General features: G+C 62.2%; 14 protein-coding genes. 9 read left to right on the forward strand and 5 right to left on the reverse strand.

What is annotated here, in order from left to right; translation table 11 throughout:
* Nucleotides 1-190 precede the first annotated feature (190 nt).
* The 5 genes from DFO46_RS11175 to DFO46_RS11195 all read left to right on the forward strand — a co-directional run bounded on the left by DFO46_RS11175 (nt 191) and on the right by DFO46_RS11195 (nt 7,105).
* Complete coding sequence (locus DFO46_RS11175; RefSeq protein WP_120277322.1) at nt 191-1,549, forward strand: glutamine synthetase family protein; 1,359 nt, start codon at nt 191-193, stop codon at nt 1,547-1,549.
* A gap of 238 nt (nt 1,550-1,787) precedes the next feature.
* Nucleotides 1,788-3,389 (forward strand): peptide ABC transporter substrate-binding protein, encoded by a 1,602-nt coding sequence (locus DFO46_RS11180; protein ID WP_120277323.1) that lies wholly within the window; start codon nt 1,788-1,790, stop codon nt 3,387-3,389.
* Between the two features lie 60 nt (nt 3,390-3,449).
* Complete coding sequence (gene oppB / locus DFO46_RS11185) at nt 3,450-4,373, forward strand: oligopeptide ABC transporter permease OppB (protein ID WP_110789289.1); 924 nt, start codon at nt 3,450-3,452, stop codon at nt 4,371-4,373.
* Nucleotides 4,366-5,499: an ABC transporter permease subunit gene (locus DFO46_RS11190; RefSeq protein ID WP_110789290.1), complete on the forward strand. Its 1,134-nt coding sequence runs from the start codon at nt 4,366-4,368 to the stop codon at nt 5,497-5,499. Before oppB ends, DFO46_RS11190 begins: the two co-directional genes overlap by 8 nt.
* Nucleotides 5,500-5,515: 16 nt before the next feature.
* On the forward strand, nt 5,516-7,105 hold the full coding sequence (locus tag DFO46_RS11195; protein WP_183041933.1) for an ABC transporter ATP-binding protein: 1,590 nt from the start codon (nt 5,516-5,518) through the stop codon (nt 7,103-7,105).
* Between the two features lie 59 nt (nt 7,106-7,164).
* Here DFO46_RS11195 and DFO46_RS11200 read toward each other — a convergent pair whose 3' ends face one another.
* Nucleotides 7,165-8,082, reverse strand: a complete 918-nt coding sequence (locus DFO46_RS11200) for a diacylglycerol kinase family protein (protein WP_120277324.1) — start codon at nt 8,080-8,082, stop codon at nt 7,165-7,167.
* Nucleotides 8,083-8,190: 108 nt separating this feature from the next.
* Here DFO46_RS11200 and DFO46_RS23900 point away from each other — a divergent pair, with 108 nt between their 5' ends.
* Together DFO46_RS23900 and DFO46_RS11205 are read left to right on the forward strand one after the other, a co-directional pair.
* On the forward strand, nt 8,191-8,346 hold the full coding sequence (locus tag DFO46_RS23900) for a hypothetical protein (protein WP_183041877.1): 156 nt from the start codon (nt 8,191-8,193) through the stop codon (nt 8,344-8,346).
* Nucleotides 8,343-9,566, forward strand: coding sequence for an MFS transporter (locus DFO46_RS11205; RefSeq protein ID WP_120277325.1), 1,224 nt, complete (start codon nt 8,343-8,345; stop codon nt 9,564-9,566). The genes DFO46_RS23900 and DFO46_RS11205 overlap by 4 nt, the downstream gene beginning before the upstream one ends.
* Here the strand turns inward: DFO46_RS11205 and DFO46_RS11210 are convergent.
* Entirely contained in the window at nt 9,555-9,953 is a 399-nt protein-coding gene (locus DFO46_RS11210; RefSeq protein ID WP_110789293.1) for a helix-turn-helix domain-containing protein, read from the reverse strand. The two genes, DFO46_RS11205 and DFO46_RS11210, sit on opposite strands and share 12 nt — an antisense overlap.
* A gap of 122 nt (nt 9,954-10,075) precedes the next feature.
* Here DFO46_RS11210 and DFO46_RS11215 point away from each other — a divergent pair, with 122 nt between their 5' ends.
* Complete coding sequence (locus DFO46_RS11215) at nt 10,076-11,098, forward strand: zinc-binding alcohol dehydrogenase family protein (protein ID WP_120277326.1); 1,023 nt, start codon at nt 10,076-10,078, stop codon at nt 11,096-11,098.
* A gap of 51 nt (nt 11,099-11,149) precedes the next feature.
* Here DFO46_RS11215 and DFO46_RS11220 read toward each other — a convergent pair whose 3' ends face one another.
* From DFO46_RS11220 to DFO46_RS11230, 3 genes are all read right to left on the reverse strand, one after another.
* Nucleotides 11,150-11,557, reverse strand: coding sequence for a helix-turn-helix domain-containing protein (locus DFO46_RS11220; protein ID WP_110789295.1), 408 nt, complete (start codon nt 11,555-11,557; stop codon nt 11,150-11,152).
* A 299-nt stretch (nt 11,558-11,856) separates the two neighbouring features.
* Nucleotides 11,857-12,471 (reverse strand): L,D-transpeptidase, encoded by a 615-nt coding sequence (locus DFO46_RS11225; RefSeq protein WP_110789296.1) that lies wholly within the window; start codon nt 12,469-12,471, stop codon nt 11,857-11,859.
* A gap of 209 nt (nt 12,472-12,680) precedes the next feature.
* Nucleotides 12,681-14,342 (reverse strand): electron transfer flavoprotein-ubiquinone oxidoreductase, encoded by a 1,662-nt coding sequence (locus tag DFO46_RS11230; protein ID WP_120278220.1) that lies wholly within the window; start codon nt 14,340-14,342, stop codon nt 12,681-12,683.
* Nucleotides 14,343-14,660: 318 nt separating this feature from the next.
* Here DFO46_RS11230 and DFO46_RS11235 point away from each other — a divergent pair, with 318 nt between their 5' ends.
* Complete coding sequence (locus DFO46_RS11235; protein ID WP_120277327.1) at nt 14,661-15,572, forward strand: NAD(P)-dependent oxidoreductase; 912 nt, start codon at nt 14,661-14,663, stop codon at nt 15,570-15,572.
* Nucleotides 15,573-15,670 lie beyond the last annotated feature (98 nt).

A 15,670-nucleotide genomic window follows, 5' to 3' on the forward strand; every position in this document is an offset into this window, starting at 1 on the left:
GGGATCCTTGACCGGAGCGGAAGCACCTGCGCTCCCGGCCAAACATGGTCCGTGCAGCTGCCTTGCCCCGCATTGAAAGGCGGAACATTATCGGCTACGAACATGACCTCCCAAAACGCGTTTGGCAAGGCACCGATTGCCGCGTTCCTCCGGCCAAATCCGCCCTTAAAAAAGCCAACGAGAGTTTCCCATGACCGCATCGCCCGAGGCCGCCGATCTCCCCGCAGCCGACCCTTCCGCACGCATCGAAGTGCTGCTTGTCGGCATGAATGGCGACTTGCGCGGCAAGATGATCCCGCTGAAGGCCGAGGACAAGGTGTGGAAGAACACGGTGCGGCTGCCGGCCTCGACGCAATCGCTCGACATCTGGGGCGACGACAATGACGACATAACCAAGATCTCGCTGACGCTCGGCGACCCCGACGGCATCTGCACGCCGGACAAGAATTCGCTGACGACGCTTCCCTGGGGGCCTGAGGGTTCCAAGCAGGTGCTCGCCACCATGCATACGCTGGATGGTCAGCCGCATTACGTCTGCCCGCGCGCGATCCTGGCCAATGTCTTGAAGCGCTTCGAGGACAAGGGCCTGACGCCTGTTGTCGCCACCGAACTCGAATTTTACGTGATGGAGCCGGACTTCCGCGAGACCGGCGTTCCCATGCCGCCGAAGGCGCTCGTGATGAACGGCGAGGTCGAGGGCTATCAGCTCTATGACATGCGCGCGACCGCCGCGATGGAGGACTTCCTCGACACGGTGCGCGAATATTGCGACCACATGGGCCTTCCGGCCGATGCGACGACCGCCGAATTCGGCCCCGGCCAGTTCGAGGTCAACCTCCTGCACAAGCCGAACGCGGTTTCGGCAGCCGACGACTGCATCTATCTGAAGCGCGTCGTCGATTTCGCCGCTCGCCGTCACGGTTTCAAGGCGACCTGCATGGCCAAGCCCTATGGCGATCATGCCGGCTCGGGCCTGCACGTGCATGCCTCGATCATCGACAAGGACGGCCGCAACATCCTCGATGCCAAGGGCGGCGATCCGGTGAAGCTGAAGTCGATCACGGCCGGCATGCTGAAGAGCATGCAGGATGCGCAGCTGATCTTTGCGCCCTTTGCCAATTCCTATCGCCGCTTCCAGCCTGGCTCGTTTGCGCCCGACAAGATCGACTGGGGTTTTGGCAATCGCGGCACCGCGATCCGCATCCCCGACAAGGACGGCCCCGCCGCCCGCATCGAACACCGGGTCGCCGGTGCGGACGCCAATCCGCATCTGCTGCTCGCCGCCATCCTCGGCGGCATCCTGCTCGGGCTTGAGGACGACCTCGATCCGGGTCCGGTCACGACGCCGGACAGCGCGCCCGAAAACCCTGATATGCTGACCTATGATTTCCTGACGTCAGTCGAACGGTTCCGGAACTCGACCTTCATCAAGGACATCTTCGGCGCCGAATATCAGCGCATTTACGGCGACACCAAGCGCAAGGAAGCCATGGCCTATCTGCGCACCGTGTCGAGCTTCGACTACCAGACCTATCTGCCGCGGATCTGACGCCAACGCGTCTTCGACCGAGCCTGGCGGCGCATCGGCGCCGCCTGTCGCACTTTGACGAGAAAATGGCGCGCTAATATTATTTCGTCCTGAACCTTCAGCGTGAAATCTTCGAACCAAATCACAGGCCTTCGGGCCAAATATCCCTTAAATTTGGGGTAAGCGTGCACAAATCGACTTGCCAGCGTCCAGTGAATGCTCTTCTCTCCCGTTTCCGTAAACGTAAAAGGGGAAAAAAATGACAATCCAGACACGCCGCCTGCTTGGCACTGCGCTCCTCCTTGGCTCACTTTTGACCGGTGCGAGCCAGGCGCTCGCCGAAGCCGTTCTGCATCGCGGCAATGCCGGCGAGCCGCAGACCCTCGACTATGCCCATATCTCGATCGACATCGAAGGCTTCGTCGTCCGCGACATGTTCGAAGGCCTGACCATATTCAACGCCAAGGGTGAAGTGGTTCCGGGTACTGCCGAAAGCTGGACGGTATCCGACGACGATCTGACCTACACGTTTAAGATCCGCGATAACGCCAACTGGTCCGACGGAACGCCGGTGACCGCCGAAGACTTCGTCTTCTCGATGCGCCGCCTGGAAGATCCGAAGACCGCTGCCGAATATGCCGGCATTCTCTATCCAATCAAGAATGCCGAGAAGGTGAACAAGGGCGAAGTTCCGGTCGATCAGCTCGGCATCAAGGCCGTCGATGCCAAGACCGTGGAAATCACGCTCGAGCGTCCGACCCCGTTCTTCCTGCAGCTTCTCGCCCACTACACCGCGCTGCCGATCAGCAAGGCCAACTTCGAGAAGTTCGGCGACCAGTTCGTCAAGCCGGGCAACATGGTTTCGAACGGCGCCTTCAAGCTGGAAGCGCATGTGCCGAACGACACCCTGACCGTCGTCAGGAACGACAAGTACTGGGATGCCGCCAACGTCAAGCTCGACAAGGTCATCTTCTACCCGATCGACGACGATGCCGCTTCCGTGCGTCGCTTCGAAGCCAAGGAAATGGACCTCGTCTACAACTTCTCTGCGGACCAGATCAAACGCCTGCGCGAGACCTACAACGACCAGGTCCACGTGACCCCGTCGCTCGCCACCTACTACTATGTCTTCGACAACCGCGAGCCGCCCTATAACGACGTGAACGTCCGTCGCGCGCTGTCCATGGCCGTCGACCGTGACTTCCTCGCCCAGGAAATCTACGCCGGCGCCCAGCTTCCTGCCTACAACCTCGTTCCCCCGGGCATGCCGGGCTATGGCCAGGGTCCGGTTCCGGATTTTGCCTCGATGTCGCAGATCGACCGCGAAGACAAGGCCGTCGAGCTGATGAAGGCCGCAGGCTACGGTGAAGGCGGCAAGCCGCTCGAAATCGAGATCCGCTACAACACCAATGCCAACCACGAGCGCGTCGCAACCGCCGTCGCCGACATGTGGAAGAACACGTTCGGTGCCAAGGTCTCGCTGGTCAACCTCGACGTGGCCTCGCACTATGCCTACCTGCAGGAAGGCGGCAAGTTCAACGTCGCCCGTGCCGCCTGGTCGGCTGACTACGGCGATCCGGAAAACTTCCTGGCGCTCAACACCAGCACCAACACCACGTTCAACTACGGCAAGTACAAGAACGAGGAATACGACGCGCTGATGAAGCAGTCCTATGACGAGCAGGACCCGGCCAAGCGCATGGAAATTCTGAAGAAGGCCGAAGAGATCCTGAACAACGATCAGCCGATCGCCCCGTTCATGAACTCCGCCAACCTGTGGCTGGTCTCCTCGCGTGTCTCCGGCTGGGAAGACAATGCGGTGAACGAGCACCTGTCGAAGTTCCTCAGCGTTTCCGAATAACGAACAAAAGGGATCGGCGCGCGGTAGCATGATGGCTGTCGCGCGTCGGCTTTTATCACCATGATCTCATTCGTCCTGCGCCGGCTCATGAGCGCCGTGCCCACCGTGTTCGTCGTCGTGACGATCTCGTTCTTCCTGATGCGCTTCGCGCCTGGTGGTCCGTTCAGCCTGGAACGTCCGCTCCCGCCGCAGACCATGGCCAATGTCATGGAAACCTACAGGCTCAACGATCCGCTCTGGAGCCAGTACCTCAACTATCTCGGCAATGCCTTCAGAGGCGATTTCGGCCCGAGCTTCATCTACAAGGACAACACGGTCGCCGAGCTGATCGGCAAGGCCCTGCCCTATTCCGTCGAACTCGGCCTCTACGCCATCCTGATCGCGCTGATCGGCGGCGTCATCCTCGGCACGATCGCGGCTCTGCGCCAGAACAGTGTACTGGACTTCGGCCTGATGGCTTTCGCGACCATCGGCGTCACGGTGCCGAACTTCGTCGTCGGCCCCGTTCTGACGCTGATCTTCGCCGTCATGCTGTCCTGGCTGCCGGCCGGAGGCTGGGGCAATGGCGGCTTCCAGAACCTGATCCTGCCGATGACGGCACTGGCGCTTCCGCAGCTCGCTGTCTTTGCGCGCCTGACGCGCGGCTCCATGATCGAAGCGCTGAACGCCGACCATATCCGCACCGTGCGTGCCTATGGACTGCCGCCGCGCGTCGTCGTCATCACCCATGCGCTTCGCGGCGCCATGCTGCCGGTCGTCTCCTATCTCGCGCCATGTGCTGCGGCCCTGCTCACTGGCTCTGCCGTCGTCGAGAGCATCTTCACCATTCCCGGTGTCGGTCGCTACTTCGTGCTTGGTGCACTCAATCGCGACTATCCCCTCGTCATGGGCACCGTCATTCTCGTCGCCGTGTTCGTGATCTTCTTCAACCTGCTGGTCGACATCGCCTACGGCCTGCTCGATCCGAGGGTCCGCAATGACTGATACATCCGTCACCCAGGGCATTGCCCCCGCCGAAGTCGCCGGTCGCAGCCTGACCGAACTCGCCATGCTGCGCTTCAAGCGCAACAAGGCGGCCATGGGCGGCTGCTTCATGCTGGTGCTCATCGTGCTGTTCTCGTTTGCCGGCCCATTCTTCGTGCCGCATAGCTATGACCAGGTCTTCGCGTCCTATGTCACCGTGCCGCCGAGCCTTGAGCCGCGGCCCGATCCGGAATCGCTGCAGCAGGTCGCCGAAGGCATCGCCAAGCGGGCGCGCGTCGAGCTGAAGAGCCTCGAGGTTGCCGACGGCACCTTCACCGCCGTGCTCACCGCATCGAAGCCAATCGACCCGCGCACGATCCGTTATTTCGACCGGACCAACGAATTCAAGGAAACGACGGTCCAGGAGACGAGCGCCGACGGACTGTCGGTGACCGTGACCGGCAAGGTCGACCAGGTCACCTTCCCCTTCGGCACGGATACCAATGGCCGTGACCTTCTGGTGCGCGTCATGCTCGGCGGGCAGATCTCGATTGCCGTGGGTCTGGCGGCGAGCCTCGTCTCGCTCGGCATCGGCGTCATCTACGGCGCGACATCAGGTTATCTCGGCGGGCGCATCGATAACGTCATGATGCGCTTCGTCGAGATCCTCTATTCCCTGCCCTTCGTCTTCCTCGTCGTCGTGCTCGTCGTCTTCTTCGGACGATCGGTGGTGCTGATCTTCGTCGTCATCGGGGCGGTGCAATGGCTGGAAATGGCCCGCATCGTGCGCGGCCAGACGCTGTCGCTCAAACGCCGGGAATTCGTCGGCGCGGCCGAGGCGCTCGGCCTGACCGACTGGCAGATCATCCGCCGGCACATCATCCCGAACACGATCGGTCCGGTTATCGTCTTCGTCACCGTCGTCGTGCCGCAGGTCATCCTGACCGAGAGCTTCCTGTCCTTCCTCGGGCTCGGCGTGCAGGCGCCGCTCGCGAGTTGGGGCACGCTGATCTCGGAAGGCACGAAGAACATGCAGAGCGCACCCTGGCTCTTGATCTTTCCGGCCATCTTCTTCGTCGCGACGCTGTTTGCCCTCAACTTCGTCGGCGACGGCCTGCGCGATGCGCTCGACCCGAAGGACCGCTGAGATGGAGATGAACCAGATGACACCGGTCCTCACCGTCAACGACCTCAAGGTCACCTTCCAGACGCCCGACGGCACCGTCGAAGCGGTCAAGGGCATCAGCTTCGACGTGAAGAAGGGCGAGACGCTCGCCATCGTGGGCGAGAGCGGCTCGGGCAAGAGCCAGACGATGATGGGCATCATGGGCCTGCTCGCCAAGAACGGCAGCGTTACCGGTGAGGCCATGTATGGCGGCACCAACCTCGTCGGCCAGCCGCTCTCGACGCTCAATCAGGTTCGCGGCTCGAAGATCACCATGATCTTCCAGGAGCCAATGACCTCGCTCGACCCGCTCTACCGGATCGGTCGACAGATCGCCGAACCGCTGATCCACCATCGTGGCATGAGCAAGAGTGCGGCGCGCGCCCGCGTGCTGGAGCTCTTGAAGCTCGTCGGCATTCCCGACCCGGAACGCCGCATCGACAGTTATCCGCATGAAATGTCCGGTGGCCAGCGGCAGCGCGTGATGATCGCGATGGCCTTGGCGAACGAGCCCGACGTGCTGATCGCCGACGAGCCGACCACCGCGCTCGACGTCACGATCCAGGCGCAGATCCTGACGCTGCTCGCCGACCTGCAGAAACGCTTCGGCATGGCGATCGTGCTCATCACCCACGATCTCGGCGTGGTCAAACACGTCGCCGACCGGGTGGTCGTGATGCGCAAGGGCGAGATCGTCGAACAGGGCAGCCGTGACGCGATCTTCGGCAATGCGCAGCACGACTATACCAAGATGCTGCTGGCGGCCGAGCCGACGGGCACGAAGGCACCGCCGGCCGATGATGCGCCGGTCGTCCTGGAAGGCCGCAACGTCATCGTCGACTTCGACATCGGCAGCGGCGGTTTCCTGCGTCCCAATCGTACCTTCCGGGCGGTGGACCAGGTGAGCGTGCGCCTGCGTCAGGGGCAGACCATCGGCATCGTCGGGGAATCCGGTTCGGGCAAGTCGACGCTCGGTCGCGCACTCCTGAAGCTGCTCACGGCCGATGGTGCCTTCCGCTTCGAAACCAACGACATCTCGGGTCTCGATCGCGCCGGCATGCGGCCCTTCCGCAAGCAGTTGCAGCTCGTCTTCCAGGACCCCTACGGCTCGCTCTCGCCCCGCCAGACGGTTGGCGAGATCATCACCGAAGGCCTTTATGTGCACGAACCGCAGCTCAGCCGCGCAGAGCGGGATGCACGCGCCATTGCAGCGCTGAAGGAAGTCGGCCTCGATCCGGCGGCGCGTAACCGCTATCCGCACGAGTTCTCGGGTGGACAGCGCCAGCGCATCGCGATTGCGCGCTCCATGATCTTGAAGCCAAAGGTCGTCATCCTCGACGAGCCGACTTCGGCGCTTGACCGCTCGGTTCAGCGTCAGGTGATCGAGCTTCTGCGCGATCTGCAGGACAAACATGGCCTGTCTTACGTCTTCATCAGCCACGACCTTTCGGTGATCCGGGCGATGTCCGACCATGTGATCGTGATGAAGAACGGGAAGATCGTCGAGCAGGGCGACACCGAGGCCATCTTCGATCGCCCGCAGGAGGATTATACCCGCGACCTGATCGCTGCGGCTTTCAGCCACTGAAATCGGCCGATTGCTCGGTCAAAAATGACGGCGGCTCCACGAAGGGCCGCCGTTTTCGTTTATCCGGCGGGCTGGTGTGGCGGCACCAGCACCTTCAACTCGCCCGGATGGATCTTCAGCTCGACATCCGCCGGCATGCGCAGCAACTCGCCATCGAGCACGCAGGCAGCGCCCTTGCGATGCTTGGGAAAATGCAGATGCACCTTCTCTGCGGTCGATGCCGTCACGGCCTCGTTCTCCTTGAACTTGCCGCGCAGGATATCGAAGGCCAAAAGCCCAACCCCGGTCGGCTCCAGCGGGGCGGCCAGATAGACGCCGAGTTTGCCGGTGTCGACCCGGTCGGCGAAGAACAGCGAGTTGTTGCCGAGCGGATTGTTGGAGACGGAGATCGCCGACACAGGCCGCTCATCGCTGCGTCCATCGCCGTCGATATCGAAGACGACCTCGAAACGTGGCGGATCGAGCATGACGCCGAAGGCGGCACTGGTGCTGGCCCTGATCTTGCCAAGGCGCGAGGCGAAATCCATCTGGTTGCGCATGCGCACCATGCGGGCATGCAGGCCGGCCGAGAACTGATGCACGAAAGGGCGGCCATTCGCCGTGGCGATGTCGACCGCAGCCACCTCTCCTTGCGCCAGCACGTCCAGCGCCTTCCAGATATCGAGCGGCAGTTTCAGCGAGCGGGCAAAGAGGTTCATCGTGCCGGCCGGTACGACGCCGAGCGGTAGCCCGGCCTTCCAGGCAATGCCGGCTGCGGCCGAAATCGTGCCGTCTCCGCCGCCTGCCAGTACGGCATCGATGCCCTTGGTCTCGACCGCCTTCTGCAGCGCCTCGACGATTTCGTCACCGGCCACCACCGCGCAATCGAGCTCGTGGCCTTGTCTGGCGAAGGCCTCCGTGGCGCTCGCACAATAGACCTGCATGTCGGTGGTCTTGAAGGTCCCGCCGTCGCGATTGAGTACCGCCTTGATCTTCATGGAATTCCTTCACAGCCCCCGGCCAACGGGGTCACAACGTGCGGCCTGATCAAAAGTTTCTGCCGTTCCACAGATCGACAGTCAGCATGGCAAATTCAAGAGAGGTTCATGACAGAAGCGCCTGTAAAAGCCTTTGCTGCGACGCATATGGACATGATAAACAACAAATTCATTCCTCGTCCGGCCCTGCGCCGTTTTTCCCATCAAGGCTTCCCCGAAGCGATTTTGCGCCGTGGCTTTCGGCGCGCTCTGGTGTTTTCATGACCGACTGTTCCACGCTCGACAGCCCGCAGACCCTCCCCAACCCGTCTGGCAGCCTCAGCGCCACGGCCATCCTGCTGATCGAGATTGCGCTCGCCGCCGGCGGTTTCGGGATTGGCACCGGCGAATTCGTCATCATGGGACTGCTGCCGGAAGTCGCCACCACCTATGGCGTCAGCGTGCCCCAGGCCGGCCATGTGATCTCGGCCTATGCACTCGGTGTCGTGCTGGGTGCGCCCATCATTGCAGCCCTTGCCGCCAAGCTGCCGCGCAAGACGCTTCTGCTCCTGCTGATGGGGATCTTCGCACTCGGCAATTTCGCCAGCGCGATCGCACCCGGCTTCCTCAGCTTCACGGCGCTGCGCTTCATCACCGGCCTTCCGCACGGCGCCTATTTCGGTGTCGCAGCACTTGTTGCCTCGTCCATGGCGCCGCCGCATCGCCGGGTGCGTGCCGTCGGACGCGTCATGCTCGGCCTCACCATCGCCACCCTGATCGGCACACCGATCGCGACCTTCCTCGGCCAGCTGATGGACTGGCGCGCCGCCTTCCTGATGGTTGCAGCCATCGGGGCGCTGGCGGTGGCGCTGATTGCCATCTACCTGCCGAAGGACAAAGTCGTCGAAGGCGCCAGCATGCTGCGCGAACTGTCCGCCTTTGGCCGGGTCCAGGTGTGGCTGTCCATGGCTGTCGCCGCCGTCGGCTTTGGCGGCATGTTCGCGATCTTCAGCTACATCGCCAAGACTGTGACCGACACCGCTGGACTGCCGGCCAGCATGATCGCGGTGGTGCTGGCGCTCTTCGGCATCGGCATGAATGTCGGCAATGTCGTCGGCAGCCGCATGGCCGACTACTCGCTGAACGGCACGATCGGCGGCATGCTCGGCTTCAACATCGCTCTGATGAGCGTCTTTTCTCTCACCGCGCACAATCCGGTGATGCTGTGCATCTGCGTCTTCCTGACGGGCTGCGGCTTTGCCGCCTGCCCGGCCGTACAGACCCGGATCATGGATGTGGCTGCTGACGCGAAGACGCTGGCGGCCGCCACCATCCACTCCGCCTTCAACATCGCCAATGCGCTCGGCGCCTGGCTCGGCGGACTGGTGATTGCTGCAGGCTACGGTTATGGCGCAACCGGCTATGTCGGGGCCGTGCTCTCGGCCTTTGGCCTTGCCATCTTCCTGGTCTCGATGGCGCTCGATAAGAATGCGTCAAGCGGCTGAGGCTTCCGCCGCGACATCCTCAGGCTCTATCATCGTGCGCTTGCCGTCCTTGCATTCAACATGGCTGCTGCCCCACTGCTCCAGCACCATGATCACCGGCCTGAGGCTGAGGCCGAGAGGGGTGAGCGCGTAGTCCACCCGGGGCGGCACAACCGGATAGACGGTCCGCGTCACCAGCCCCTGTTCTTCCAGTTCACGCAATTGCTTGGTCAGCATGCGCTGGGTCACCGCCTGCAGGCGCCGACGCAACTCGCTGAAGCGCAGCGTGCCATCGGTCACGAGGTGATAGAGGATGACACCCTTCCATTTGCCGTCGAGGAAGCTGAGCGTCGTTTCGACCGGGCAGCCGGGAAAGTTGTTGGTCATCTTCGCTCGGGGCTTCGACATCGGGTGGTATCCTCTTTGATACTGAGGGGCATATTTGTGGCTACAGACATAAAATGTGCATTCTTGCGAAGTGCGATTCTATCGCCTTAATGGGATGCGTGCAAACACTACAGGAGATCGCCATGCGCGCCATCGGCTTCCACACCCCCCAGCCCATCACCTCGCCCACCGCCCTCATCGACCTGGAGCTTCCCGTGCCCGAGGCGCATGGGCGCGACCTGCTCGTCGAGGTCAAGGCCGTATCGGTCAATCCGGTCGATACCAAGGTGCGCCGCAACTTCCAGCCGGCTGGAGGCGAGGCACGGATCCTCGGCTATGATGCCGCCGGTATCGTCAAGGCCGTTGGTCCGGATGTCAGCCTCTTCAAGCCAGGCGACGAAGTCTATTATGCCGGTGCGATCGGTCGGCCGGGCACCAATGCCGAGTATCATCTGGTCGATGAGCGCATCGTTGGCAGAAAGCCGAAGAGCCTGTCCTTTGCGGAGGCTGCTGCCCTGCCGCTCACTGCGATCACCGCCTATGAGGCGCTGTTTCATCGGCTGCGGCTGGACATTCCCGTGCCGGGTGCGGCGCCCGTCGTGCTGATCACCGGCGGTGCCGGCGGCGTCGGCTCCATCGCCATTCAGCTGGTCAAGCAGCTCACCGATTTCACAGTGGTCGCGACCGCCTCGCGGCCGGAAACTGCCGCCTGGGCGAAGTCGCTGGGCGCCGATCACATCATCGACCACAGCAAGCCGCTGGCCGAAGAATATGCAGCACTCGGCATCGGCGCGCCGGGCTTCGTCTTCTCGGTGACGCATAGCGTCCAGCACCGCCTGGATCTCGCCGAGCTGATCGCACCGGCCGGCCGGATCTGCCTGATCGACGATTTCGCCGAAGGCTTCGACATCATGGCCTTCAAGGGCAAAGCGGTATCGCTGCATTGGGAGATGATGTTCTCCCGCCCGATGTTCGAGACTTCGGACATGATCGAGCAGCATAAGCTCCTGAACCATGTGGCCGAGCTGATCGACGCGGGCAAAATTCGCACCACGCTCGACACCGTGCTCGGACCGATCACGGCCGAGACCCTGATGAAGGCGCATGCCATCATCGAGAGCAACCGGGCGCGCGGCAAGATCGTGCTTGAGGGCTTTCCGCGCTGAGCGTCAAGCGATCAGTGGCCGCCCCTTTCGGCGGCCACTATGGACGCATCCTTAAGCGGCCGAACGCATGATGGCGGCGCTGCCCACCGGACCTTCGCTCGGCTTCAGGGCGGCGCCTTCGACGGAAACGAGGTTTTCCTGACCCCAGCGACCAATCGCCTGCAGGACAGGCTCAAGGCTCCGCCCGAGAGGTGTCAGCGAATAGTCGACGCGCGGCGGCACCACCGGATACACGGTACGGGCCACAAGCCCCGCCACTTCCATGTCCCGCAACTGCTTCGACAGCATCCTGTGGGTGATTGACGAGAGGCGCTTGGCCAACTCATTGAAGCGCAGGACATCATCCTTCAGGAGATGGTGGAGGATCACGCCTTTCCATTTGCCATCGAGAAGCTGGAGCGTCGCCTCGATCTGGCAACCACCGAGATCCGACAGTCCGGAATTGGTTTCGCGCGCCATTCAAAATTCCTTCTCAAATCTTCGACGCCGCCGGCACCCCGGCGCGTCTGTTCCCATTTAGTCCTGGCCGGGCGGAGCGGAAAGCCTCCCGCCGGCCGGAATTGGTCGACACAGCGTCAACAGGATATTCGACGCAAAAGCGCGCCGGAAAGTTTCACTGCGGGCACATGGGGACGCGCGACGGAAACGACAAGTGCAATTTCACACTCGTGAAAGCCTGTGACATCCTCTCTTACGCCCATGAAAAATGGCGCCGGTCGGGGGACCAGCGCCATGACGGATCGTCTGAATGGAAGGGATCAGGCCTGCATCACCACGACCTTGGTGCCGACCTTCACGCGTTCGTAAAGATCGATGACATCGTGGTTCATCATGCGCACGCAGCCAGACGACATGGCCTGACCGATCGACCAGGGCTGGTTGGTGCCATGCAGACGGAACATGGTGTCGTTGCCGTCGCGGTAGAGATACATGGCGCGGGCACCCAGCGGATTGTTCGGACCACCCGGGAGGCCGCCGGCATATTTCAGGTTCTTTTCCGGATCGCGGCGGATCATGTTCGGCGTCGGGGTCCAGGTCGGCCATTCGGCCTTGCGGCCGACATAGGCATTGCCGGCGAGCGCATAACCATTGCGCCCGACACCGATGCCGTAGCGCATCGCCTGGCCTCCACCCAGCACGTAGTAGAGGCGCCGGGCCGGCGTATCGACCACCACCGTGCCGGCCGGATGGGATGTTTCGTAGGCCACCTGCTGACGACGCAGTTCCGGCTTGATCTTTTCCAGCGGCACCTTTTTCAGCGGATGGGGCTCATCCGGCATGTCGCCATACATGGCCTGCTGGTTGGGCATGGACTGGCAGCCGGCCAGAAGAAGCGGCAGGCCGATCAGGAGACCGCGGCGGGAAATGGTCATGGAGAGACGTCCTCGGAATAAGATTCGTTGCCGAGGAGCCTAGAAATTTATGGTTAATGACGGGTTAAATCCGGGCATGCCTGTTAAGACCGATGGCGAAGATGGGGCACCTGCGGCGACATTCTTCCATTGATGGGACAATTACGAAATAGAAAGGGCGGCCTTGCGACCACCCTTCCCACTTGTTCGAACTCTGTCAGCAGTAGCCGTCACATGTTCGGATAGACCGGCCCTTCGCCGCCTTGGGGCGGCACCCAGGTGATGTTCTGGTTGGGGTCCTTGATGTCACAGGTCTTGCAGTGCACGCAGTTCTGCGCGTTGATGACGAAGGTCTGCTCGCCGTCCTTTTCCACCCATTCATAGACCCCTGCCGGACAGTAGCGGGTCGACGGGCCGGCATAGACGCCGAGCTCTGAAGCCTTCTGCAGCTCCATATCCTTGACCTTCAGATGGACCGGCTGGTCTTCCTCGTGGTTGGTGTTGGAGAGAAACACCGAGGAGAGACGGTCGAAGGTCAGGACGCCATCCGGCTTCGGATAGGCGATCGGCTTGTGCTTGGCGGCGGGTTCGAGCGAGGCCGCATCGGTCTTGCCGTGCTTCATGGTGCCGAAGAAGGAGAAGCCGAGGAGCTGGTTCATCCACATGTCGATGCCGCCAAGGCTGACGCCGAGCGCCGTGCCGAGCTTCGACCAGAGCGGCTTGACGTTGCGCACCCGCTTCAGGTCCTTGCCGATATCCGTCGAACGCCATTCGTTCTCGATCTCGACCGGCTCGTCATTGGCGCGGCCGGCAGCGATGGCATCCGCAATCTTCTCGGCCGCCAGCATGCCTGAGAGCACCGCATTGTGGCTGCCCTTGATGCGGGGCACGTTGACGAGACCGGCGGAACAGCCGATCAGCGCGCCGCCGGGGAAGGAGAGTTTCGGCACCGACTGGTAACCACCTTCGGTGATGGCGCGGGCGCCATAGGAGAGACGCTTGCCACCCTCGAAGGTCCTGGCAATCGCCGGATGGGTCTTGAAGCGCTGGAATTCCTCGAAGGGGTAGAGATAGGGGTTCTTGTAGTTCAAGTGCACGACGAAGCCGACGGCGACCATGTTGTCTTCGAGGTGATAGAGGAAGGAGCCGCCACCGGTCTTCATGCCGAGTGGCCAGCCGAAGGAGTGCTGGACCAGACCCGGCTTGTGATGCTCGGGCTTCACCTGCCACAGTTCCTTCAGGCCGATGCCGTATTTCTGCACATCGCTGTCGCGCGACAGATCGAACTTGGCGATCAGCTGCTTGGCGAGCGAGCCACGCACGCCTTCGCCGATCAGCACATATTTGCCGAGCAGTTCCATGCCGCGGGTATAATTCGGACCCGGCTCACCGTTCTTCTCGATGCCCATGTCGCCTGTGGCAACGCCGATGACAGCGCCTTCATCGTTGTAGAGCACTTCGGAGGCGGCAAAACCCGGATAGATCTCGACCCCCAGCGCTTCGGCATGGCCGCCCAGCCAGCGACAGACATTGCCGAGCGAGACGATGTAATTGCCGTGATTGTTCATCAGCGGCGGCATCAGCATGTTGGGCAGGCGGATCGAGCCAGCCGGACCGAGGAAGAGGAACTGATCGTCGGTGACCTCCGTCTTGAACGGATGATCCGCCTCTTCGCGCCAGCCGGGGATCAGGCGATCAATGCCGATCGGGTCGACCACGGCACCGGAGAGGATATGGGCGCCGACTTCAGCCCCCTTTTCGAGCACGACGACGGTGAGGTCCGGATTGACCTGTTTCAGCCGGATCGCCGCCGAGAGACCCGCAGGGCCAGCCCCCACGATCACCACGTCGAATTCCATGCTTTCGCGTTCAGGCAGTTCCATCTCGGTCATATCGTCATTCCTCGCCAGGCGGTGCTTTCCGCCTTCCTCCTTGACAAAACCCAGCCGGATTGTCGAGCCGAAGCGCGACGCGCCAAGGCGCAAATTCCGGCAGGGCGGTGTGATGCGTGAGAATATCTTACGTGCACGTAAGGGTCAATGCGACGATTTCGTCGTGTGACCTCGCCTTCACCAGGGACAAGCCGTTCCAACAAAAAACTCGCTCGCCTGTTCCCTCAGCGTCAAATCCCGTCGCACGCCAAAATCTGCCTTTGAACGTTGCTGAGCTTTGTCGCAGTCTCCACCAAAACGCCAGCAGGGGAACACGACATGGCACTCACATATGGTTTCATCGGGCTCGGCCATCTCGGCCGCCATCTCGCCGGCAGTCTGGTCAGGGCGGGCTTCACCGTCGTGGTCAATGATCTCGATCCCGACAATGCCGAGGAGCTGGTGACCGCCGGTGCCCGGTTTGCCGCCGATCCGCAAGCCGTGGCGGAAGCCGTCGATGCCGTCATCACCTGCCTGCCCTCGCCGAAGGTCAGCGAACGCGTCCTGACGGGCGAGCGCGGCATTCTCAAGAGCCTCAAACCTGGCTCCACCTGGATCGAGATGAGCACGCTCGACGAGCAGGAAGTCCTAAGGCTCGGCAAGATCGCAGCCGATGCCGGCGTGCGCATGCTCGAATCCCCCGTCACCGGCGGCGTGCATCTGGCGGCCTCCGGCGAGATCACCGTGATCATCGGTGGCGACAGCGATCTTTACGACCTGCATCTCCCTGCATTCCAGGCCATGGGCAAACAGATCTTTCGCGCAGGCCCGCTCGGCAAGGCCTCAGTCATCAAGGTGATCACCAACATGCTCGCCTTCATTCACCTGATCGCGACAGGCGAAGCCCTGATGCTGGCCAAGAAGGGCGGCATCGACCTCACCGACGCCTTCAACATCATCAAGGCCTCCTCCGGCAACAGTTTCGTGCACGAGACCGAGGGCCAGGTGATCCTCAACGGCAGCTACAACATCAACTTCACCATGGATCTCGCCGTCAAGGACCTCGGCTTCGCGCTCGGCTTCGGCCGCGAGTTCGGCGTCCCCCTCGACCTTGCCAGCCACGCGCTGCAGACCTTCATCCGCGCCCGCTCCGCCTATGGCGGCGACGCCTGGTCGTCGCAGGTGGTGAAGCTCCTGGAAGACGCCACCGGCACGGATCTCAGGGCGCCGGGATTTCCGGCGGAGCTTTGAGGGGTATGATGTAAGGAGACGGGAAAGCGGGTCAGCACCCTTCCCCCATCCCCGCCCCCTTGCTAGGGTCCGGCCAAACACATCGCATCAGAGAAGGA

This window comes from Rhizobium sp. AG855 (genome assembly GCF_003610655.1).
Taxonomy (GTDB): Bacteria; Pseudomonadota; Alphaproteobacteria; order Rhizobiales; family Rhizobiaceae; genus Allorhizobium; species Allorhizobium wuzhouense.